General features: G+C 73.4%; 15 protein-coding genes and 1 riboswitch. Of the genes, 8 read left to right on the forward strand and 7 right to left on the reverse strand.

What is annotated here, in order from left to right; all coding sequences use genetic code 11:
- Window positions 1-162: 162 nt before the first annotated feature.
- The 3 genes from ACSNN9_RS22375 to ACSNN9_RS22385 all read left to right on the forward strand — a co-directional run bounded on the left by ACSNN9_RS22375 (window position 163) and on the right by ACSNN9_RS22385 (window position 3,301).
- A complete protein-coding gene (locus ACSNN9_RS22375; RefSeq protein ID WP_436675225.1) occupies window positions 163-930 on the forward strand; it encodes a hypothetical protein in 768 nt (255 codons plus the stop codon).
- Window positions 931-1,237: 307 nt separating this feature from the next.
- Window positions 1,238-1,378: riboswitch (cyclic di-AMP (ydaO/yuaA leader) on the forward strand.
- A gap of 228 nt (window positions 1,379-1,606) precedes the next feature.
- Window positions 1,607-2,452, forward strand: coding sequence for a C39 family peptidase (locus tag ACSNN9_RS22380; RefSeq protein ID WP_436675226.1), 846 nt, complete (start codon window positions 1,607-1,609; stop codon window positions 2,450-2,452).
- Between the two features lie 105 nt (window positions 2,453-2,557).
- The gene (locus ACSNN9_RS22385) at window positions 2,558-3,301 is read left to right on the forward strand and encodes an alpha/beta fold hydrolase (RefSeq protein WP_436675227.1); all 744 of its coding nucleotides are present in this window, start codon (window positions 2,558-2,560) and stop codon (window positions 3,299-3,301) included.
- 106 nt (window positions 3,302-3,407) lie between these two features.
- On the opposite strand, the gene ACSNN9_RS22390 is transcribed toward ACSNN9_RS22385, so the two are convergent.
- From ACSNN9_RS22390 to ACSNN9_RS22405, 4 genes are all read right to left on the reverse strand, one after another.
- Entirely contained in the window at window positions 3,408-5,135 is a 1,728-nt protein-coding gene (locus ACSNN9_RS22390) for a CDP-glycerol glycerophosphotransferase family protein (protein ID WP_436675228.1), read from the reverse strand.
- A 35-nt stretch (window positions 5,136-5,170) separates the two neighbouring features.
- Window positions 5,171-6,673: a D-ribitol-5-phosphate cytidylyltransferase gene (locus tag ACSNN9_RS22395; protein WP_436675229.1), complete on the reverse strand. Its 1,503-nt coding sequence runs from the start codon at window positions 6,671-6,673 to the stop codon at window positions 5,171-5,173.
- 123 nt (window positions 6,674-6,796) lie between these two features.
- Window positions 6,797-7,594, reverse strand: a complete 798-nt coding sequence (locus tag ACSNN9_RS22400) for an ABC transporter ATP-binding protein (protein ID WP_357871560.1) — start codon at window positions 7,592-7,594, stop codon at window positions 6,797-6,799.
- Entirely contained in the window at window positions 7,587-8,492 is a 906-nt protein-coding gene (locus ACSNN9_RS22405) for an ABC transporter permease (RefSeq protein ID WP_436675230.1), read from the reverse strand. The genes ACSNN9_RS22400 and ACSNN9_RS22405 overlap by 8 nt, the downstream gene beginning before the upstream one ends.
- A gap of 152 nt (window positions 8,493-8,644) precedes the next feature.
- Between ACSNN9_RS22405 and ACSNN9_RS22410 the strand changes: the two genes are divergently transcribed.
- From ACSNN9_RS22410 to galE, 4 genes are all read left to right on the forward strand, one after another.
- Window positions 8,645-9,304, forward strand: a complete 660-nt coding sequence (locus ACSNN9_RS22410; RefSeq protein ID WP_436675231.1) for a TetR/AcrR family transcriptional regulator — start codon at window positions 8,645-8,647, stop codon at window positions 9,302-9,304.
- Between the two features lie 111 nt (window positions 9,305-9,415).
- On the forward strand, window positions 9,416-10,525 hold the full coding sequence (locus ACSNN9_RS22415; protein WP_436675232.1) for a DegT/DnrJ/EryC1/StrS family aminotransferase: 1,110 nt from the start codon (window positions 9,416-9,418) through the stop codon (window positions 10,523-10,525).
- Window positions 10,522-11,541: a Gfo/Idh/MocA family protein gene (locus ACSNN9_RS22420; RefSeq protein WP_436675233.1), complete on the forward strand. Its 1,020-nt coding sequence runs from the start codon at window positions 10,522-10,524 to the stop codon at window positions 11,539-11,541. The genes ACSNN9_RS22415 and ACSNN9_RS22420 overlap by 4 nt, the downstream gene beginning before the upstream one ends.
- Window positions 11,538-12,614, forward strand: a complete 1,077-nt coding sequence (gene galE / locus ACSNN9_RS22425) for a UDP-glucose 4-epimerase GalE (protein WP_436675234.1) — start codon at window positions 11,538-11,540, stop codon at window positions 12,612-12,614. The genes ACSNN9_RS22420 and galE overlap by 4 nt, the downstream gene beginning before the upstream one ends.
- Window positions 12,615-12,688: 74 nt before the next feature.
- Here galE and ACSNN9_RS22430 read toward each other — a convergent pair whose 3' ends face one another.
- From ACSNN9_RS22430 to wecB, 3 genes are read right to left on the reverse strand one after another with little or no spacing between them, the layout of a single operon-like run.
- Window positions 12,689-14,824 carry a glycosyltransferase gene (locus tag ACSNN9_RS22430; protein ID WP_436675235.1) on the reverse strand — a complete coding sequence of 712 codons (2,136 nt, stop codon included), beginning with the start codon at window positions 14,822-14,824 and terminating at the stop codon, window positions 12,689-12,691.
- Window positions 14,821-16,299 carry a glycosyltransferase gene (locus ACSNN9_RS22435; protein ID WP_436675236.1) on the reverse strand — a complete coding sequence of 493 codons (1,479 nt, stop codon included), beginning with the start codon at window positions 16,297-16,299 and terminating at the stop codon, window positions 14,821-14,823. The genes ACSNN9_RS22430 and ACSNN9_RS22435 overlap by 4 nt, the downstream gene beginning before the upstream one ends.
- A gap of 59 nt (window positions 16,300-16,358) precedes the next feature.
- Window positions 16,359-17,441, reverse strand: a complete 1,083-nt coding sequence (wecB, locus tag ACSNN9_RS22440) for a non-hydrolyzing UDP-N-acetylglucosamine 2-epimerase (protein WP_436675237.1) — start codon at window positions 17,439-17,441, stop codon at window positions 16,359-16,361.
- A 329-nt stretch (window positions 17,442-17,770) separates the two neighbouring features.
- Between wecB and ACSNN9_RS22445 the strand changes: the two genes are divergently transcribed.
- A complete protein-coding gene (locus tag ACSNN9_RS22445) occupies window positions 17,771-19,690 on the forward strand; it encodes a hypothetical protein (RefSeq protein WP_436675238.1) in 1,920 nt (639 codons plus the stop codon).
- Window positions 19,691-19,776 lie beyond the last annotated feature (86 nt).

Raw genomic sequence — 19,776 nt, forward strand, 5'->3', positions numbered from 1 at the left:
CCGCGCGGCTGAGCCGCATCACCCGCACGGGCCGGCGCCCGTGCCCGCGCCCACCGAACCCTCGTCCCCGCACCGCCCGACGGCGGCCCATGGCGTCACCACGCCGGTCGCCCGGGGCGGCGCGTACGCCCCGCCGCCGCACTCGTCCGTGAGGTGCCGACCATGGAGACCGTCCTCTACCAGTTCCTGATCGAGGTGCCGCAGGCCGCCGTCATCTGGTCGGTCCTGCTCCTGCTGGCCCTGACCGTGCTCGCCGTGCTGGTCGCCCGCCCCGAGTGGGCCCGTCCCGTCGACGCTCCGGTAGCGCCGCCGGCCGACGATCCCGCGACGGAGGTGGCCGACGCGGCCGACCTGCGCCGCTACGCCGAGGAGGTGGCGGTCGCGGCGGCCCGGGCCGCCCGGACCGCCCGGCGGCGACGGGCCGACTGGCTCGCCGCGCAGGAGGAGGCCGACCGGGCCTGGCAGGCGTACGACGAGGCGGAGACGGCCGCCCGCCGGTTGACCGCAGCCGCCCTCCTGCCCGCCCCGCACACCCCACGCACGCCCGCCGAGTACGCCGCCCGGGAGCGCTGGCTGCACCACGCCGCGATGGCCGCCCACTGGCGTGGGGACCTCTCCGCCCGTCAACTCAGCGACGTGTTCGCCCGCCGGGCGGGCTGGGATCCCCGGCGGCACCCGGCCGAGCAGGAGATCGTGCTGGCCCGCGCGGTACGCGACGCGAAGCGCGCTCGCCACCGCGCCGCCGCCGAACGGGAACGGGCCGCGTGGCGCGACGCCGACCTGGCCGCCGAGGCGGCGCGGGCGCTGGCCGTGGAGGCGTACGCCGCGGCGGCCCGGCTCCGCCCGGGCCGGCTCCCCGCGCCGCGGGCGGCGTCCGCCGCGCCCCGGCCCGTGCCCGCGGCGCGCTGGCGGCCCGCCCGGGTGGGCTGACCGCACGCCGTCCCCGCGACGTCGAGGAATCCTTCGGTGACGCCGGTCACCATGCCGGCGAACCGGTCAACCGGCGCGGCGCGGTCGATTCCCGCCGGGCTTTCGACGCCGATGTCCGCCACTCGTCCCGTTGTCACCCTAAGGTGCGCTCAGAAACGGTCGTCCCATTGAGTCGCGTCAGTGGCGAAGTGCCCGCAAAAATTGCCGCTAGATCAAGGTTTAACCAGGTGGGACGGGGTTGGCAGGGCCTGGGCCGGCCAGTAGTGTCGGCGCGTCCGGTGCGGTACCCGATCGCCAGAGGCGACGCCGCGCCGACCCGCCTAATCGTGAACGACGAACCGGGGACCCAGTGCTTGTTGGGGTGAATCCGTGGGCCTTGGGCCCGTGGTAGGGCGTTCTTCCCGCCCGAATCCGTCAGCTAACCCGGTCGGCGGTGTCGGAAGGAGTTCCATCCCCATGCCACACCCGTCCACCCCTCGGTTGTTCCGCCGTCTCCACGGCGCCGCGGTGCCTGTGCTCGTCCGTCCGCCGGTAACGAGCTGACCCACCGGTCACCGTCCGTCGCCCGGCATCCCGGGCGCATCCCCTGAGTGGTCCACGACCCGCCCGGACGTCCGTCCGCGCGGCGGTCCGCCCTGCCCTCGGCGCGGACCGACGACCGCTCACCCCCGAGCCCGTGGAGGAAACCGTGAAGCACCACCTCAAGCGACAGCTGCGTCGCCTCACGTCCGAGCGTCCGTACCAGCTGGCCGCCGCGTCCGCTGCGGCGCTCGTGCTGGCGTCGGGCTCCGGCGCGCTGCTGGCCGGCACCGACGAGGCCCCCGCCGCCGCGCAGGCCCCGGTGGCCGCGACCGAACTGCGGGACGACACCGCGGCCTCGCGCAGCCAGGCCCGGGTCGCGACCGCCCCGTCCAGCGTCGCCCCGGCCCCGTCCAGCGCCGCCCCCTCGGCCAGCGCCACCAGCGCCGCCCCGGACCCGGACGTGACCCGCAAGCCGGCCCCGCCGAAGCCCCCGGCCGACAAGACCCTGGACTACGACTACCAGGCCCAGACGACCTTCTACAACTGCGGTCCGGCGGCCGTCCGGCACGCCCTCAGCGCCGCCGGCATCGCGCGCAGCCAGGACGCCCTCGGCGCCCAGCTGGGCACCGACCAGATGGGCACCGACTCGGCCCAGGACACCACCCGCGTGTTGAACGCGACGGTCAAGGGCGACCCGTACCGTACCCGGATGATCCCGGGCGGCGCCGCCACCCCGGCCCAGATGGACCGGCTCCAGGCCGACGTGGTCGCGGCCATCGGCGACGGGCGGGGCGTCGTGGTGAACGTCGCCGGCAGCGCCACGGACACCGAAGGCGGCTGGCACTCCTTCCCCGGCGGCCACTACATCGCCGTCGTGGGCTACCAGGACGAGGGGCGGCTGGTGAAGATCGCCGACTCGGCGAACCCGGCGACCGCGTCGTACTGGATGAGCACCATCGCCCTGGCGAACTGGGCGGCCACCCGCGGCTACTCCGCCTGAGCGACAGCGCCGGGCGTCGGCTCCCCGTCCCGGGGGTCGGCGCCCGTTGTCGTGTCCGGGTCAGGGCCCTCGCCCGCGGCGTCCCGTGGTGGCACACTGCGCCCCATGGTCGATGAATCGGGTGACCGGGACGGCCGGCGGGTGCTCCTGCTGCTGCACGGGATGGGCGCCACCGGCGAGGTGTGGCTGCCCTGGGCGCCGCTGCTGGAGCGTCGCTGGGCGGGGCGGTGGCTGGCGCCGGACCTCGCCGGCCACGGCTGGTCGCCGCCGCTGCCGGCGTACTCCTTCCCGGGGCTGGCCGCGCGGATCGCCACGGGGCTCGCGGCGGGGGACCGGCTCGTCGTGCTGGGGCACTCCCTCGGCGGGGTGGTCGGCCTGGCGCTGGCCGCCCGGAGCGCCGGGCTGCCGGTCGACGCCGTGATCGGGCTCGGCATCAAGGCCGTCTGGTCGCCGGCGGAGCTGGCGAAGGCGGGGGAGCTGGCCGCCCGCCCGGTGACCTGGTTCGCGAGCCGGGACGAGGCGGCCCGCCGCTACCTGCGGGTGGCCGGCCTGACCGGGCTCTTCGCCCCCGACCATCCCGTCGTGGAGGCCGGGCTGCGGCAGGTCGACGGCCGCTGGCGGCTGGCGATGGACCCGGCCGCGTTCGGCGTGGGCGCGCCGGACCTGCCCGCCCTGCTGGCGGCGACCGACGTGCCGGTGCTGCTGGCCCGCGGCGAGCACGACCCCATGGTCACCGACGCCCAGCTCAAGGAGCTGGGCGTGCCGGTCGCCACCCTGCCCGGTCTCGGCCACAACGCCCACGTGGAGGCCCCCGAGGCGGTCCTGGCCCTCGTCGACCCGTACCGCTGACAGCTGCCCCGCCCCGAGGCGCGGCGTCGAGGATTCCGGGTGCGGACGACCGTCGCGTGCCGCAGCGGCGGGAGCCTGACCCGGAGAGGGGCGCCCGAGCAGGGTGTCAGGCGGTGGGGGAGAGCGCCGCGTCGTCCGGGTCGAGCGGCAGGCCGGTCCCGCCCGCGGCGCGCGGGGCCGGCGGGTTCCAGCCCCCGTCGAGCTGGCGCCGCGCGGCCTCCAGGAACGCCTCGGCGTACGACTCGGCGGGGAAGTCGCCCAGGTAGCGGCTCCGGGTGGCCCACCGGGCCGACGCCAGCGGGTCGGTGTCCAGCAGCGCGGTCAGCACCTCGTCGACGTTGGACATGTCGCGGCGCAGCACGTAGCCCGACGCGGCGAGCGGGAACTGCTCGCAGAACCGGTCGCCGGAGTCCCCCATGTCGGTCACCGCGTACGGCTTGCCGGAGTAGAGGTAGTCGGAGATCACCCCGGACACGTCGGAGATCAGCGCGTCCGAGCGGTTCACGCACTCGGTCAGGGTCAGTTCCCGGCTCGCGGCGGCGCCGAAGACGTGCTGGCGGCCGCTGCGGGCCCGGTCCGCCGCCAGCAGCTCGGCGAGCCGGCCCAGCTGCCGGGCGGAGGCCGGGTTCTGCGAGGTGTACGGGTGGGCCCGCAGGATCACCGTCGCGCCCCGGTCGAGCAGCCGGCGCAGCAGGGTCTCGGCCACCGGCAGGGAGCAGTAGTTGGCGTCCGCGTGGTGCCCGGTCCAGGTCGGCGTGTAGAGCACGGTCGGGTTGCCCCGGCCGTGCGCCGGTTCCGGGCGTACCTCGATCGCCTCGACCTGCGGGCGGCCGACGATGACGAACTTCTCCGCCGGGATGTCCACCCCGGCGCGGGCGTACCGGTCGATGGCGGCCTGGCCGGCGACGAAGATCCGGTCGAAGATCGCCGAGACGGGGTTGGCGCTGGGGGCCTTGTCGCTGTCGCCGTGGTGCAGTTGGACGTGGGTCAGCTGGGTGAAGCGGATGCAGTGGCTGTTCTTCGCGCCGTGGTTGACGTAGAACGCCACCCGCAGGCTCGGCACCAGCGCCTCGTCCATCGCCTTGGTGGTGGGGCAGTAGACGACCGGCGCGCGGGTGGCCGCCGCGACCACGGGCAGGAACTCCGGCTCGCGCACCATCACCAGGAACGGCCGGCCGATCCGCTCCAGGTACGGCAGCCACATGGTGACCTGGTACTCCGAACCGGGCGGCGCGGAGAAGTGGAGCAGGAACTCGGGCTGGTGCCCGCGCAGCGCGCGGGACACCGCCGAGCCGCCGGCCCCCGGCCGGAACCGGCGCCTGGCCAGGTCCAGCCCGACCGCGGCGGCGCCGCCGGCGACCACGGCGACGGCCGCCAGCGCGACGCCGGCCGGCAGACCCACGACGGCCGCCAGCGCCAGCAGGGCGAGCAGCCCCGCCAGCGCGTCGCCGAGGCGGGCGGCGACCAGCGGCGTCCAGGTGCGCACCGGCAGGTTCGCGGCGCGCACCTCCAGGCCGCCGGCGTCCCGGAGCGGATTGACCAGCAGCACCAGCCCCAGCAGGGCCAGTGCGGTGGTGGCCAGCGCGGGGTCGAACCCGGCGTCGAGGCGGCGGGCGTACCCGACCAGGATCGCCGCCGCGACCAGCGCGGTCTCCGCCGCGTTGTCGGCGCCCGGCCGCACCCGCCGCTCCCAGGTGACCGCCGCGAGGGCGGCCACGGCCAGCCCCAGCCCCCAGCCGGTCGCGCCGGTCAGCGCGACGACGAGGAACGCCAGCACCGCCAGGCCGGTGGCCAGCGCGCGGGCGAGCAGCTTGCGTACCAGGTCACCACGCATGTCGGCTCCGTCTCCCGCCGTGCCCGAGAACCGCGTCAGCCGGCGTCGGCGAGGCTGGCGTCGCGCTCGGCCCGTGTCGGCCCCGGCTGGGTCGGCACCTCGCCCGGCGCGCGGCGCACGTCGATGACCTGACCGGTCAGGTCCGAGATCAGCACGTCCAGCGACGACCGGGCGACGGTCTCGGCGGCGAGCAGGGTGTGCTCCGGCTCCTCGCCGAACGCCTTGGTGCGCATCGGGGTCGCGGTGCGCTCGGGGTTGACGCAGTTGACCCGTACGCCGAACTCCGCCCACTCGTCGGAGAGCGCCTGGGTGAGGTTGACCAGGGCCGCCTTGGTCGAGGAGTAGAGCGCGTAGCGGGCCCGGCCCCGGGTGTAGGAGCTGGAGGTGTAGAGCAGCAGCTGACCCTTGGTCTGCTGGAGGTAGGGCAGCGACTGGCGGGCGACGATGACCGGCCCCACGAAGTTGACCTGGAGCACCCGGTCCATGGTCTCCTGGTCCATCTCGGCGAGGGCGCCCTTCTCCAGGATGCCGGCGGTGACCACCACGTGGTCGATCCGGCCGGTGGCCTCGAAGGCGGTCTTCAGCGCCGCCTCGACGTCCTCGGCGCGCTCGACGTGGGTGCCGGTGCTGGAGCGGCTGAACGGGAAGACCTGCGCGCCGTAGCGGCGGGCCAGCTCGGCGAGGTCGTGGCCGATGCCGTAGCTGCCGCCGAAGATCACGATGGTCCGGCCGGTCAGCTCCTCGGTGTAGCTGCGCTCGTCGGTCACCCGGGGCGCCTGCGCGGCGGCGAGCTGGAAGAGCTTGTCCGCCAGGTGCACGTCGACCGGGTGGGTGACCTTGATGTTCTCGTCGGAGCCGTCGATGACCTTGATCGGCGTGCCGGGCAGGTAGCGCAGCACCACCCCGCAGTCGTCGGTGGCGGCGAAGTGCGGGTCGCCCTCGGCGAGCCGGTAGGCCTCGCGGATGGTGCCCGAGCGGAATGCCTGCGGGGTCTGGCCCCGGCGCAGCGAGGAGCGCACCGGGATGTCGGTGATGCAGTCGTCCTCGTCGACCTGGACGATCGTGTCGGCCGAGGGGATGGCCACGTCGACCGCCGAGTACGTCCAGAGCGCGTTCACGCACTCCCGGACGATCCGGCCGCTGACCAGGGGCCGCACCGCGTCGTGGAAGAGGATGTTGCAGTCGCCCTCGCCGACGGCGTCGAGCGCGATCCGGGTGGTGGCGTTGCGGGTGTCGCCGCCCTCGATCACCTTGGTGACCTTCCGGAAGCCGGCCTTGTCGACGATCTGCTGGGCGTCGGCGACGTGGCCGGTGGCCATCAGTACGACGATCTCGTCGATCTCGGGCGCCGCCTCGAAGACCGCCAGGGTGTGCTCGATGATCGGCTTGCCGGCGATCTTCAACAGCTGCTTCGGGATGCCGAGGCCCAGCCGGGTCCCGGTGCCGCCGGCCAGCACCACCGCCACCGTCCGCGAGGGCCGCCACGGCGCCGGGCCCGCCTTCGCGGTGGCCGGGGCGACGGTGTGGTCCTGCGTCATGTGGCGGTCCTCGCTTCTCGGGGGTGGCGCGGGGTGGGCGGCGGATGGCGGGGCGCCACCGGTTACCGGAAAAACCCTAGCGCGTCGCTGTGGGGCTGCCACCGGGCGCTGCGCCCGGGGATGCTACTTGTGTGCCTCGTACGCCCGGACGACCTCGTCGGTGGGCCCGTCCATCCTCAGCACGCCCCCCTCCAGCCAGATCGTCCGCTCACAGGTGTCGCGGATCGAGCCGATGGAGTGGCTGACGAGGAAGACGGTGCCGGCGCTCGCGCGCAGCTCCCGGACCCGCTGCTCGCTGCGGGCCCGGAACTTCCGGTCGCCGGTGGCCAGCGCCTCGTCGATCAGCAGCACGTCGTGCTTCTTCGCGGCGGCGATGGCGAAGCGGAGCCGGGCCCCCATGCCGGAGGAGTAGGTGCGCATCGGCAGCGAGGCGAAGTCTCCGCGCTCGTTGATGCCGGAGAACTCGATGATCTCCGGGGTGAGGCGCTTGACCTCCTCCGGGGACATGCCCATGGCCAGGCAGCCGATCACCACGTTGCGCTCGCCGGAGAGGTCGTTGAGCAGCGCGGCGTTCACGCCGAGCAGCGACGGCTGGCCCAGGGTGTAGACGGCGCCCCGGTTCACGGGCAGCAGCCCGGCGATGGCCCGCAGCAGGGTGGACTTGCCGGAGCCGTTGCTGCCGATCAGCCCGATCGCCTCGCCCTGGTAGGCGGTGAAGCTCACGCCCTTGACCGCGTGCACCTCGCGGATGTTCGGGGCGTTGGTCCGGGAGGCGATGCGCTTCAGCGCGGCGACCGGACTGGTACCACCGGTGGCGCCCTTGTGGATCCGGTAGATGACGTGCACGTCGTCCACCACGACGGTCGGGATGCGCCGCTGCTCCGCGACGGCGCTGCCCGCAGGCTGGATCTGGTCAGCCACGGCCGTACTCCTCTTCTCCGCGCCAGAAGTAGATGAACCCGCCGATCCCGAACAGCACCGCCCAGCCGACGCCGAGCAGCCAGAGCTGCGTCGGCGAGGACGTGATGTGCTCCGGGTGGGCCGACTCCAGCAGCGAGTACCGGGCCAGCTCGATGTAGATGAGGACGGGGTTGCACTCCAGAGCGGTCGCCGCCCAGCCGGGCAGGTGGTCCCGGAAGAGGGTCACGCTGTAGAGCACCCCGGAGGCGTACATCCAGGTGCGCAGCACGAACGGCATGACCTGCTTCAGGTCGGTGATCTTCGAGCCGAGCCGAGCCATGATCATGGTGAGGCCGACGTTGAAGACCGACTGGAGGAGCAGGGCGGGCACGATCATCAGCCACTTGAGGGTGATCGGCTCCCCGGTGACGAGCACGATGCCGGCCAGCACCACCATCGCCATGAGCAGCTGCTGGAGCTGGATGAGCGTGGCGGTGATCGGCAGCGCGGCCCGGGGGAACTGCAACGCCCGGATCAGCCCCAGGTTGGACGTGATCGAGCTGGTGCCGTTGAGTACCGCGCTCTGGGTGAACATGAAGATGAACACGCCCGTGCACAGGTACGCGATGAAGTTCGGGACGTTCCGGCCCTGGGACATGATCACGCCGAAGATCAGGTAGTAGACCGCCGCGTTGGTCAGCGGGGTCAGTACCTGCCAGAGCTGGCCGAGCTGCGTGTTGCTGAACGAGGAGGCGACCTTCGCCCGGGAATACGCTGTCATGAAGTGCCGGTACGCCCACAGCTTCCGGGCGTACTCGGACAGCGACGGTCGCTCCCCGGCGACCCGGAGCCCGTACCGGTGTGCGAGCTCGGCCCCGGTGAGGCCGGAATCCGGGTCGGCCACCGTGGTGTTGGCCATGATCTGGCGCTCCGATCTTTCGTACCGACGGGGTGCGCGCGACGACGTGATGAGCGTGGCCAGTGCGCGGAGCGCCGCCTCGTCGCAGCGCGAACCGTAGTGGAAAACACGTCGGGACGCAACCGTACCGTCGCTGCGCTACATTGTTGCACGTGAAGACCGATAAGAGACGGGTGCCGGCCGGCGCGGCGGTTCTCCGAGGCGAGATCACCACGGCCATCCGCCGCGCGGTCATGCAGGAGCTGGCCGAGGTCGGTTACGGCCGGCTCTCCATCGAGGCGGTGGCTCGCCGGGCCGGGGTGAGCAAGACCGCAATCTACCGTCGTTGGCGCTCCAAGATCGACCTGGTGCTCGACATGGTGTCCGCCGTCGCCGGTCGCAAGCTCCCCCTGCTGGACACCGGCAGCCTGGACGGCGACGTCGAGTTGCTGCTCCTGGTGGTGTCCGGGGCGCTGAGCCACCCGCTGGCGTCGCAGATCATCCCGGACCTGCTCGCCGAGGCGGCGCGCAACCCGCAGATCGCCGCGACCCTCCAGCGGGCGCTCAACGACTACCAGGACCGGGTCGGCGAGATCGTCATCGGCCGCGCGGTCGGTCGGGGCGAGCTGCCGGCCGCCGTGCACCCGCAGGCCGCGGCCGACCTGATCGTCGGGCCCGTCTACTGGCGGCTGGCCATCTCCCGGGGATCGCTCGACTCCGCCGAGCTCGCCAGGATGGCATCGGCGATCGTGGCGGGGCTGCGGGTAGCATGCGGTGGTCAGGTCGACGCAGCGCCCGAGGTCCTCGACGCCCCGCTCGCGGATCTGATCTGAACCCCGTCGGACCGTCGCCCGACGACGCCCTCGGCTGGCCCCACCCGTGGCCCAGCGGACTAGTATCGCACCCCGAGACCCCCGCGCCCGTTCGACACAGGAGGAATCCCCATGGCTGGGCCGCACCCAGAGTTCATCCCCCCGGCACGGCCGATCATCGGGGAAGCCGAGATCGAAGCGGCCGTGCGGGTGCTGCGCAGCGGCCGGGTGGTGCAGGGGCCCGAGGTCGCGGCCTTCGAGGAGGAGTTCGGTGAGCTGGTCGCCGGGCGGCACTGCGTCGCGGTGAACTCGGGCACGTCCGCCCTGCAGCTCACCCTCATGGCGCTCGGCTTCGGCCCGGGCGACGAGGTCATCGTGCCGTCGTTCTCCTTCGCGGCCAGCGCGAACGCCGTCCGGCTGGTCGGCGCCGAGCCGGTCTTCGTGGACATCGAGCCGGGCAGCTTCTGCGTCGACCCGGAGGCGGTCGCCGCGGCGGTCACCCCGCGCACCGTGGCGATCATGCCGGTGCACCTCTACGGCCACCCCGCCGCGATGGACCGGATCATGGCGATCGCCGAGCGGCACGGTCTGGCCGTCGTCGAGGACGCCGCCCAGGCGCACGGCGCCGCGCTGCACGGCACCCCGGTGGGCGCGTTCGGCACCGCCGGCTGCTTCAGCTTCTACCCCACCAAGAACATGCACGCCCTGGAGGGCGGCATGGTCAGCACCGCCGACGCCGGGCTCGCCCGCACCCTGCGGCTGCTGCGCAACCAGGGCATGGAGCAGCGGTACGCCAACGAGATCGTCGGCGCGAACATGCGGATGACCGACGTCGCCGCGGCCATCGGCCGGGTCCAGCTGGGCCAGCTCGGCGAGTGGACCGAGCAGCGCCGGGCCAACGCCAAGTTCCTCGACTCGAAGATCACCGGGATGGTGACCCCGCCGGTGGCCGACGCCGCCCGCCACGTCTACCACCAGTACACCGTGCGGGTGCGCGGTGACCGGGACGCCGCCCAGCAGCGCCTGACCGAGCTGGGCATCGGCAACGCGGTCTACTACCCGACCCCGATCCACCGGCTCAAGCCGTACCTCACCGCGGACGGCAAGCCCGGCCCCTGGGAGCTGCCGGAGACCGAGCGCGCCGCCGCCGAGGTCGTCTCCCTGCCGGTCCACCCCTCGCTGACCGAGGCCGAGCTGGAGCGCATCGCCGAGGGCGCGAACCTGGCCGGAGGCGCCCGATGAGCGCCGGACGCAAGCTGCGCGCCGGCCTGATCGGCCTCGGCGCGATGGGCCGCAACCACGCCCGCGTGCTCGCCGGACTGGACGGCGTCGAGCTGGTCGGCATCGTGGACCCGGCGGGCGACACCACCGGCACGCTGCGGGCGCCGGTGGTGCCCGAGCTCGGCGACCTGCTCGCCCTCGGCGTCGACTACGCGGTGGTGGCCTGCCCGACCGCGCTGCACGAGCGGATCGGCCTGGAGTTGGCCGCCAACGGCGTCAGCGCCCTGATCGAGAAGCCCCTCGCGCAGAGCGTCGACGCGGCGCTGCGGCTCGTGGAGGCCTTCGAGGCCGCCGGCCTGGTGGCCGGGGTGGGGCACATCGAGCGGTACAACCCCGCCCTGCAGAACCTGCGCACCCGCTTGGAGGCGGGCGAGCTGGGCGAGGTCTACCAGGTCGTCACCCGCCGGCAGGGCCCCTTCCCGCACCGCATCGCCGACGTCGGCGTGGTGATGGACCTGGCCACCCACGACATCGACCTGACCAGCTGGGTGACCGGCCAGGAGTACACCTCGGTGTCGGCCCGGACGGTCTCGCGCAGCGGCCGGCTGCACGAGGACATGGTCGCCGTGGTGGGGCAGCTCGCCGACGGCACCATGGTCAACCACCTGGTCAACTGGCTGAGCCCGCTCAAGGAGCGGTCCACGGTCATCACCGGTGACCGGGGCTGCTTCGTCGCCGACACCCTCACCGCCGACCTCACCTTCTACGCCAACGGCGCCATCGACACCGAGTGGGAGGCGCTGCGCGCGTTCCGGGGCGTCGCCGAGGGCGACATGGTGCGCTACGCGATCCCGAAGCGGGAGCCGCTGCTGGTCGAGCACGAGCGCTTCCGCGACGCGGTCGAGGGCAAGGAGAGCGACATCGTGACGCTCCGGCAGGGCCTGCGCACGGTCGAGGTGGCCGGGGCCGTCCTCCGTTCCGCCAGCGACGGCGTCACCGTGCCGATCGCCTCCGTCACCGGGAAAGTCGACGCATGAAGGTCCTGATCGCCGGGGGCGCCGGTTTCATCGGCAGCACCATCGCCTCCGCCTGCCTGGACGCGGGCCTCACACCCGTGATCCTGGACGATCTCAGCACGGGCCGGGCCGAGTTCGTGCGGGACCGGATCTTCTACCGGGGTGACATCGCCGACCGGCAGCTGGTCGACCGCATCTTCGCGGAGCACCCGGACATCGAGGCGACCGTCCACTGCGCCGCGCTGATCGTGGTGCCGGACTCGGTCGCGCACCCGCTGCGCTACTACCGGGAGAACGTCGGCAAGACGGTCGAGTTCCTCGACGCGCTCGTCGCCAACGGGTGCGACCGGTTCCTGTTCAGCTCCTCGGCGGCCATCTACCAGCCCGGTGACGACTTCGCGGTCGACGAGACGTCCCCGGTGGCCGCCAACAGCCCGTACGCGCACAGCAAGGCCATGGTGGAGCAGGTGCTCCAGGACAGCGCCCGGGCGTACGCGCTGCGGGTCATCTCGTTGCGCTACTTCAACCCGGTCGGCGCCGACCCCCGGATGCGGACCGGCCTGCAACTGGCCCGCCCGTCGCACGTGCTCGGCAAGATGATCGAGGCGACGCGGACCGGGGAGCCGTTCCAGGTCACCGGCACCGACTGGCCGACCCGCGACGGCTCGGGGATCCGGGACTACGTGCACGTGTGGGACCTCGCCGAGGCGCACGTCGAGGCGTTGCGCCGGTTCGACACCGTCCTCGCCCCGGGCCGCGCCGGCTACGAGGTCGTCAACCTGGGCACGGGCAACGGCACCACGGTCCGCGAGTTGCTGGCCGCGTTCACCAACGTGCTGGGCCGGCCGATCGAGACCCGCCTGTCGCCCCCGCGGCCGGGCGACTCGGCCGGCACGTACACCCGCAGCGAGCGAGCCCGGGAACTGCTGGGGTGGCAGCCGAGGCTCTCGCTGGAGGACGGCATCCGGCACTCGCTGCAGTGGGCGGAGCTGCGCGACAGCCGACTCGGCGCTCCCGACCAGGAGCTGTCCGCCGCCGATTCCGGAGCGGACGGCCGCCGGTCCGCCCTGACCCCGTCCCCGCGGTCCGCCTGACGGCGGACAGCCGAGACACCGACGAGGCCCCACACCGGATCCGGTGTGGGGCCTCGTCGTACGTTCCGGTCGGGCTAGCTCTGCCCGCCGTCGAGGATCATCCGGTCGAAGTGGTGCTGCACGACGGACCAGTCCCATTCCCGCAGGGCGTGCTCGGACGCCGCCCGACCGGTGGCCCGCCAGGTCTCCTCGGTGGCCGTGGTGGCGAGGATCCGTTCGACCGCCTCCTCCGGGGTGCCGATGACCCACCCCTCGGGGTACAGCGTGCGGGCGCTGTGCGGACGGCCCGCGAAGAACGGCCAGTCCCGTACGACCGGGACGGCGGCGCTCGCCGCCCCCTCCATCAGGCCGCAGTGGCACCCCTCGCGGACCGAGGAGCTGATGATGACGCCGATGTCGGCGAGCATCTTCGGCACGTCGTTGGTCGGACCGAGCCGGCGGACCGCGCCCGACGGCTCCAGCTCGGCGAGGTCCCGGTGGAACGCCTCCAGGTACTCGCGGGTGGCGATGCTCACGTCGGGGTTCATTTCCCCGCCGACCAGGAGCAGCCGGTAGCGGTCGTCCCGCCGGCGCAGGAGCCGGAGCACCTCGATCGCCCACCGCGGATCCTTGGCGACCTGGTTGATGCCCACCATGCCGAGCTGGAAGCGGGCCTCCGGAGCCTTGTCGATCTGGAAACCGCGCAGGTCCATCGCGTTGTCCAGCACGTGCATCCGAGGCGCGTCGGCGCCCTGCAACTGCGGGACCAGGGTGGTGGTCAGGTCCTTGATGTGGTCCGCGACGAAGACGAGGTCGTCGATGCGCGAGAAGTCGACCATGTGCGGCCAGCGGGAGATCGCCTCGTAGCTGTGCAGCCGCGCGATGATCCGGGTGGTGCCGGGATCGATCATGGTGAACAGCGCGGCCGGCGCCACGCACCAGTCGACGAACACGGTGTCGGCCCAGTCGAGGTGCGGGCGCAGCCGGTCCTCGACCTTCGCGCCGTAGGCCGTCTGGTCCGCCGACAGCCGGTGCTCGAGCATCGACTTGGCGGCCCAGGTCACGCTCTTGAGCGCGGCGTTCGCCGCGAGGTCGAGGAAACGGACCTCGACGTCCGGGTGCGCCTCGTAGTGCGCCCGGATCAGCTTCAGGAAGTTGTCGTTGGCGCTGGTGGCGATGAGCAGCCGCAACGGCCGCCCGGTGGGCGGCGGCGCCGCCGGCTGCAACCGCCCGCGGGGTGCGGCCACGGTGGTCGCCGTGAGCGACCGCCGGAACGGCGCGATGAAGCCCTCCGGATCCTGCGCCAGCGGCGAGCTGAGCTGGTCGATGTGCAGCACCCGGTCGAAGGCCAGCGTCATGGCCCGGTTGAGCAGGTTGGCGGCGGCGGCGTTCTCGTCGACCCGGTGCCGCTGGTCGGCGACGGAGAGCAGCGCCTCCACCGCGGGCTTGAGGTCGCGGGGGGCGATGCCGGCCTTGAGTTGCCGGCTGGCGGCGTCCGCCAGCATCCGCGCCCGCGCGGCGGGCTGGCTGAGCTTGCGCGCCGTGGCGTTGAGGATGAGCGCCTCGCCGTCGGGACGGCCCGCCCACGCCATGCTGTCGGCCACCTGGCGGGCCACCTTCGCCCGCAGCGAGTCGGGCATCCGCGGTGCCTGCACGGCGCTGAGCCACAGCTGGGTGCCGATCTTGCTGCGCATCAGGGGCCGGGCGGTGACGGCCGACACCGCCGCGTGGGGAGCGGCGTGCACCAGCCGGCTCACGCCCTGCCGGACGACGTCGGACGACGGAAGCCCGTTCGTCAGCCGTTGCAGCGGGCTCGGCGCGGGACGCATCTTCCGTTCCGCGATGGCCTGCACCGCGGCCGCCACCCCGTAGCGGGCGTCGGCGGTGCGGTTGCGCTGGGCGAGCCGCCACACCGTGTAGATGGCGTGCGCGTCCATCGCCACCAGCACGTCGGCGCTGCGGTACCGCTCCCGCAGCCACGGCTCACGGCGGATCCGTGCCCACACCCGCTCGCCGGGCCCCGCGCGCAGCGCGGTCCTGCTGGGTGCGGTCTTGGCGATCGCCTCGGGCAACGCGCACAGGCCGTCCACGCCCAGGTCGGCGGGGAGTTCGTCCGGGTTGAGCGCGCCCACCAGGTAGACGCGTGCGCCCTGCTCCCGGAGCCGGCGCACCGCGCCGGACAGGATTCCGGGCTGGGGCGGCGTGCCCGCGACCAGCAACACCTCGGTCATGCGCTCACACCGCCCGCCCGGACGGACTCGGCCGCACCGGTGGTCGGGGTTGCGCCCGCCGGATGGACGGCAGCGCCGTTGACCGGCAGATCGTGCGGATCACTCAGCGCGTACTCGGCCAGTTGCCGTACGGCCCTGGTCATCAGTCCCTCCCGGGTGAAGGGGTCGGCGTGGGCGCGCACCGCGGCCCGTTCGGTGTCGGTGGCCTCGAGGGTCGCCCGCGCGGCCTCCCGGAAGGCGTTGGTGAGCTTCATCTCGTCGAGCCCGAACGCGCCGCTCCAGAGCGGGTGCCCGGTCAGCACCCGGGACGCGTCATGGTCGACCTCGTGCACCGACACGATCGGCAGGCCGGTCGCCATGTACTCGTAGACCTTGCCGGAGGTGACGTAGCGACCGCCGATGAGGATCAGCACCAGGGCGTCCCAACCGGCGTAGGTGTCGGCCACCTCCGCCTTGCGCACCGGCCCGCCGAAGGACACGCCGTCCTGCTCGGCGTCGCGGATCAGCTCGGTGAGGCTGTTCGCCTCCCGGTTCGCCCCGGCGCCGATGTGGCCCCGGATGTCGAGCTTCGCGTTGCGCAGCAACGGGTCCTGTTGCCGCGCGGCCCGCCAGGCGTTCAGCACGACACTCAACTGCTGCCGGGAGTAGTTCACCGTGCCCAGGTAGCCGAAGGTGAGACCGGCGTCGAGGTCGGCCTTGCGCGGCTGGGCCGGAACGCTGTCCTTGTCGTAGCCGTTGCGCACCACGTGCACCCGGTCGGCGACGTGCGGGTAGCGGGCCCGGTAGTGCTCCGCGATGGGGTCGTTGACCACCCACAGCGAGAGGCAGTGATCCATGATCTTGCGTTCCCAGACGCCCGCCTCGGAGTCCGGGGTGAACGCCTCGCCGCCGTTGACCACGTCGATCGACCAGCCGTCGCGGAAGTCGACGGCGTAGGGCACGCCGCACTCCTCCCACAGCTTCCAGGCGGCGGCCAGGTTGACGTAGGGGACGCAGCTGGCGAGCAGCAGGTCGGCCGGGTGCCGGCGGTGGACGTCGAGCACCGCCCGCTCGAGGGTGCCGCGCCAGCCGCCGAAGACCGGCTCCGGGAACTGCTTCTGCTCCCGCTTGCGCAGCCTGGTCAGCCACTTGTCCGGGCGCAGCGCGCGCTCCTCGCTGAACTTGCGGATGTCGGTCTCGAGGTCCTCCCGGGCGAGCGGGAGCTCCACGATCTCGATGCCCGGATCGACGTTCTCCGAGAGGGTGTAGTCCAGCCCCGAGTCCCGCTCCCACGACGCGGCGGCGATCGTCACGACGGTGACGTCCCAGCCGAGCCGACGGAACTGGTTGGCGGTCTCCCGCATCCGGTACGCGCAGCTCTTGGCCGCCGGTGGGAACCCGATGGCGAGGTAGATCAGGTGGGGCCGGACCCGCTCGTCGCGCCGGCCCGAGCGGGCGGAGTACGACGAACGTCCGTTTCCAGAGGATGCTGACACGGAGGGAGAAGCTAGCACGGGCAGGTGAGATGCGTCCGTCTTCGCGTTGTCCGGCATGTTCACCTCGACTCCAGGATGGAGACGACGCGCTCGGCGGCCCGACCGTCGCCGTACGGGGTGCCACGGTCGGCGGTGGGCGCCGGCCGGGTGGCCACGTCGATCCACTCCGCCCGGCTCAGCGCGGCCGGCTCGGGCACCAGTCGGTTCCAGTCACCCTCAAGGGTCTCGATCCACTCCGTCTCCGGACGCAGCGTGGTGCACGGCCGGGCCAGCAGGTGAGCTTCCTTCTGGAGCCCGCCGGAGTCGGTGACCACACCGGCGGAACCGATGACGGCGGCGACCATGCCGGCGTACGGCAGCGGTCGCCCGACGTGCACCGCGCCCCGGGCGAGCTTGACGCCGTGCTCCTCGGCCTTGGCCACCAGGCGCGGATGCGCCAGCAGCGCGACCGGCACGGGCAGGTCGGCCAACGCGTCGACCAGGGCGGCCAGCCGCTCGGCGGAGTCGGTGTTCTCGGCGCGGTGCACGGTGGCCAGCAGGTACGGCTCGCCGGGGTTGATGCCCTCGGGCAGCGCGGGGGCCGGGTGCCGGCCGGCCAGCACCGCGTCGCGTACGCCGAGGCAGACGTCGACCATCACGTCGCCGGCGAGAACCGACCGGTCGGCGAGCCCTTCCGCGGCGAGGTGCCGCATGGCCTCCTGCGTCGGCGCGAGGAGCAGGTCCGCGGCGTGGTCGGTGAGGATCCGGTTGTGCTCCTCCGGCATCCGCCGGTTGAACGAGCGCAGCCCGGCCTCGAGGTGCGCGACGGGCAGGTGCAGCTTGACCGCGGAGACGGCGCCCGCGAGGGTCGAGTTGGTGTCGCCGTAGACCAGGACCCAGTCGGGCTTCTCGGCCAGGAACACCGGGTCCAGCGCGGCGAGGGCCTTGCCGGTCTGCACGCCGTGCGACGCCGAGCCGATGCCGAGGTGCACGTCCGGGTCGGGGATGCCGAGCCCGGAGAAGAAGACGTCGGAGAGGTCGGCGTCGTAGTGCTGCCCGGTGTGCACGATGACGTGCTCGTGCTCCGTGCGGGCGAAGGCTGCGGCGATGGGTGCGAGCTTGATCAGCTGGGGACGGGCCCCGACCACGCTGATGACCTTCACTTGGGTGGCTCCTCCGAGTGGTTTCGTGAAGGGCAGCCGGCGTGCCCCGGCACGGTCCCTGGATGTCGACGAATTCTGCCTCAGCCCAACAGGCCGTTCCAAATCTACGCCGGGTCCGCCGAAACCGCCGATGCGCGACATCGGTGCGTCGTCGCGGTGCCGGGATGGCACGGATCGTCCTGACGGCACTGTTTGGCCCTGTTCACCCGCGACCGTCCGGATGGGCCCGCCGCGCGCCGTCCAGAGGGGCCCACTTGTGGCCGGTCGCGATCCGCCGTCCGCGCGCCGGGCGGCTCGCGGTCGGCCGGGCGCGGCTAAGATCCGCGGTCGTGACGACAGGGCCTACGGAACAAGTGGCGAGCAGCAGATCGACGCCCGACGGGTCCCGCGCGGACCCGGCGGCCAGCCGGCTCGCCGAACCGGGCACACCCGCCGGTCATGGGGACGCGGCGGTCCCGGAGGCGCCGGCCGCCCCGGCGCCCGCGACCCGGCGGTACGCGTGGTCCGGCCCGGCGTGGCTGACCCGCTCGCGGCTGGCCGACCTGCTCGCGGCGGCGGTCTACCTTCTCGGCGCGCTCATGCTGACCGTGCGGGGCTGGCGCGACCCGGACGGCCGCCTGCTCGGCACCCGGCCCGACGACCAGGGCTTCAACGAGTGGATGCTGGCGCATGCCGCGCACGCGACGACGCACCTGAAGAACCCCTTCTTCACCACGCTGCAGAACGCCCCCGAGGGCGTCAACCTCGTGGCCAACGTGGGCATGCAACTGACCGGCATCCTGCTCACCCCGGTCACGGTGCTGGGCGGCCCCTCGCTGTCGTTCCTGCTGCTGCTCACCCTGAACCTCCTCGGCACCGGGTTCGCCTGGTACTGGGTGCTGTCCCGGCACCTGGTCGGGTCCCGGGCGGCGGCCTTCGTCGGCGGCCTGTTCTGCGCCTTCGCGCCGGCGATGGTGGCGCACAGCAACGGACATCCACACATCACCGCCCAGTGGCTGGTGCCGTTCATCGTCTGGCGCATCGTCCTGCTGGCCCGGCCCGGCGCGGCGGTTCGCAACGGGCTGGTCCTGGGCGGGCTGGTCGCCGCCCAGTTCTACGTCGGCCTGGAGATCCTCTTCCTGGTCGCGCTCGGTGCCGCGATGGCGACGATCGCCTACGTGCTGCTCCGGCCGCGTGAGGCGCTGCGCCGCGCGCCGTCCGCACTCGCCGCCCTGGGGATCGCCGGCGCGCTCGTGCTCGTGGTCACCGCCTACCCGCTGTGGATGCAGTTCGCCGGCCCGCAGCACCGCGTCGGCCACCCCGGCAACCCGGACGTCTACTCGCTCAAGCTCGGGTCGTTCGTCGCCTACGCCACCGAGTCCATCGGGGGAGGGCCGAACAGCGCGAAGGGCCTCTCCGCCAACACCACCGAGGAGGCCAGTTTCTACGGCTGGCCGGTCCTGGTGCTGGTGGCCGTCGCGGTCGCCGCGCTCCGGCGGGAGCTGGGGGTGCGCGTGCTCGCCCTGGTCGGCGTCGCCTCCGGGCTGTTCGCCCTGGGTTCGACGCTGAGCTGGGGCGCGCGGAAGACCGACATCCCCGCCCCCTTCGCGCTCATCAACGGACTGCCGATCATCGACGCGATGGTGATCGCCCGGTTCGCGCTGATCACCACCGTCGTCATCGGGCTGCTGCTGGCGTTCGGCCTGGACCGGGTGACGGCCCTGGCGAAGCGGTCGGACGCCCACGTCGGCCGGCCGCTGCGGGTGCTGGCGGGCGCGGCGCTGGCGGCGGCGCTGCTGCCGATGCTGCCGACGCCGCTGGAGGCGAAGGGCCGCACCGAGGTGCCGTCCTTCGTCACCTCGGGGGCGTGGCGGGACCACGTCGCCGAGGGCCGGACCCTGGTGCCCGTACCCGTGCACAACATGACCTCGATCTACTGGGGTGCGGCGAGCCTGACCGGGTTCGCCGTCCCACAGGGCTACTTCCTCGGCCCCACCTCGCCGACCGACGACACCGGCCGGTGGGGTGTGGCGCCCCGCCCAACGGCGGTCCTGCTCACCGCCGTCGGGGCGGGCACCCGGCCGCCCACCGTCACGGGCCCGGAGCGGGAGCAGGCCGTGGCCGACGTGCGGTGGTGGAAGGCCGACGCGGTGGTGCTGCCGTCGCATCCGAGGGAGGCCGAGCTGCGCACCGTCCTCGACGCCTGCTTCGGCCCGGGACAGCGCGTCCGGGACGTGTGGGTCTGGGACGTGCGGCCGCTGACCCGCTAGGTGCATCGCCACCGGCCTCGAGCACCCCGGCGGGGGGGGGGGGGGGGGGGGGGGGGGGCGGGGGGGGGGGGGGGGGGGGGGGGGGG

Source organism: Micromonospora sp. URMC 107 (assembly GCF_051386315.1).
Taxonomy (GTDB): domain Bacteria; phylum Actinomycetota; class Actinomycetes; order Mycobacteriales; family Micromonosporaceae; genus Micromonospora.

Coding starts and splice junctions, on each gene's coding strand:
- galE (WP_436675234.1), top strand. CDS start 11,538: ATGAAGGTCCTGATCGCCGGGGGCGCCGGTTTCATCGGCAGCACCATC.
- ACSNN9_RS22405 (WP_436675230.1), bottom strand. CDS start 8,492: ATGGCCAACACCACGGTGGCCGACCCGGATTCCGGCCTCACCGGGGCC.
- ACSNN9_RS22430 (WP_436675235.1), bottom strand. CDS start 14,824: ATGACCGAGGTGTTGCTGGTCGCGGGCACGCCGCCCCAGCCCGGAATC.
- ACSNN9_RS22415 (WP_436675232.1), top strand. CDS start 9,416: ATGGCTGGGCCGCACCCAGAGTTCATCCCCCCGGCACGGCCGATCATC.
- ACSNN9_RS22395 (WP_436675229.1), bottom strand. CDS start 6,673: ATGACGCAGGACCACACCGTCGCCCCGGCCACCGCGAAGGCGGGCCCG.
- ACSNN9_RS22420 (WP_436675233.1), top strand. CDS start 10,522: ATGAGCGCCGGACGCAAGCTGCGCGCCGGCCTGATCGGCCTCGGCGCG.
- ACSNN9_RS22385 (WP_436675227.1), top strand. CDS start 2,558: ATGGTCGATGAATCGGGTGACCGGGACGGCCGGCGGGTGCTCCTGCTG.
- ACSNN9_RS22390 (WP_436675228.1), bottom strand. CDS start 5,135: ATGCGTGGTGACCTGGTACGCAAGCTGCTCGCCCGCGCGCTGGCCACC.
- ACSNN9_RS22375 (WP_436675225.1), top strand. CDS start 163: ATGGAGACCGTCCTCTACCAGTTCCTGATCGAGGTGCCGCAGGCCGCC.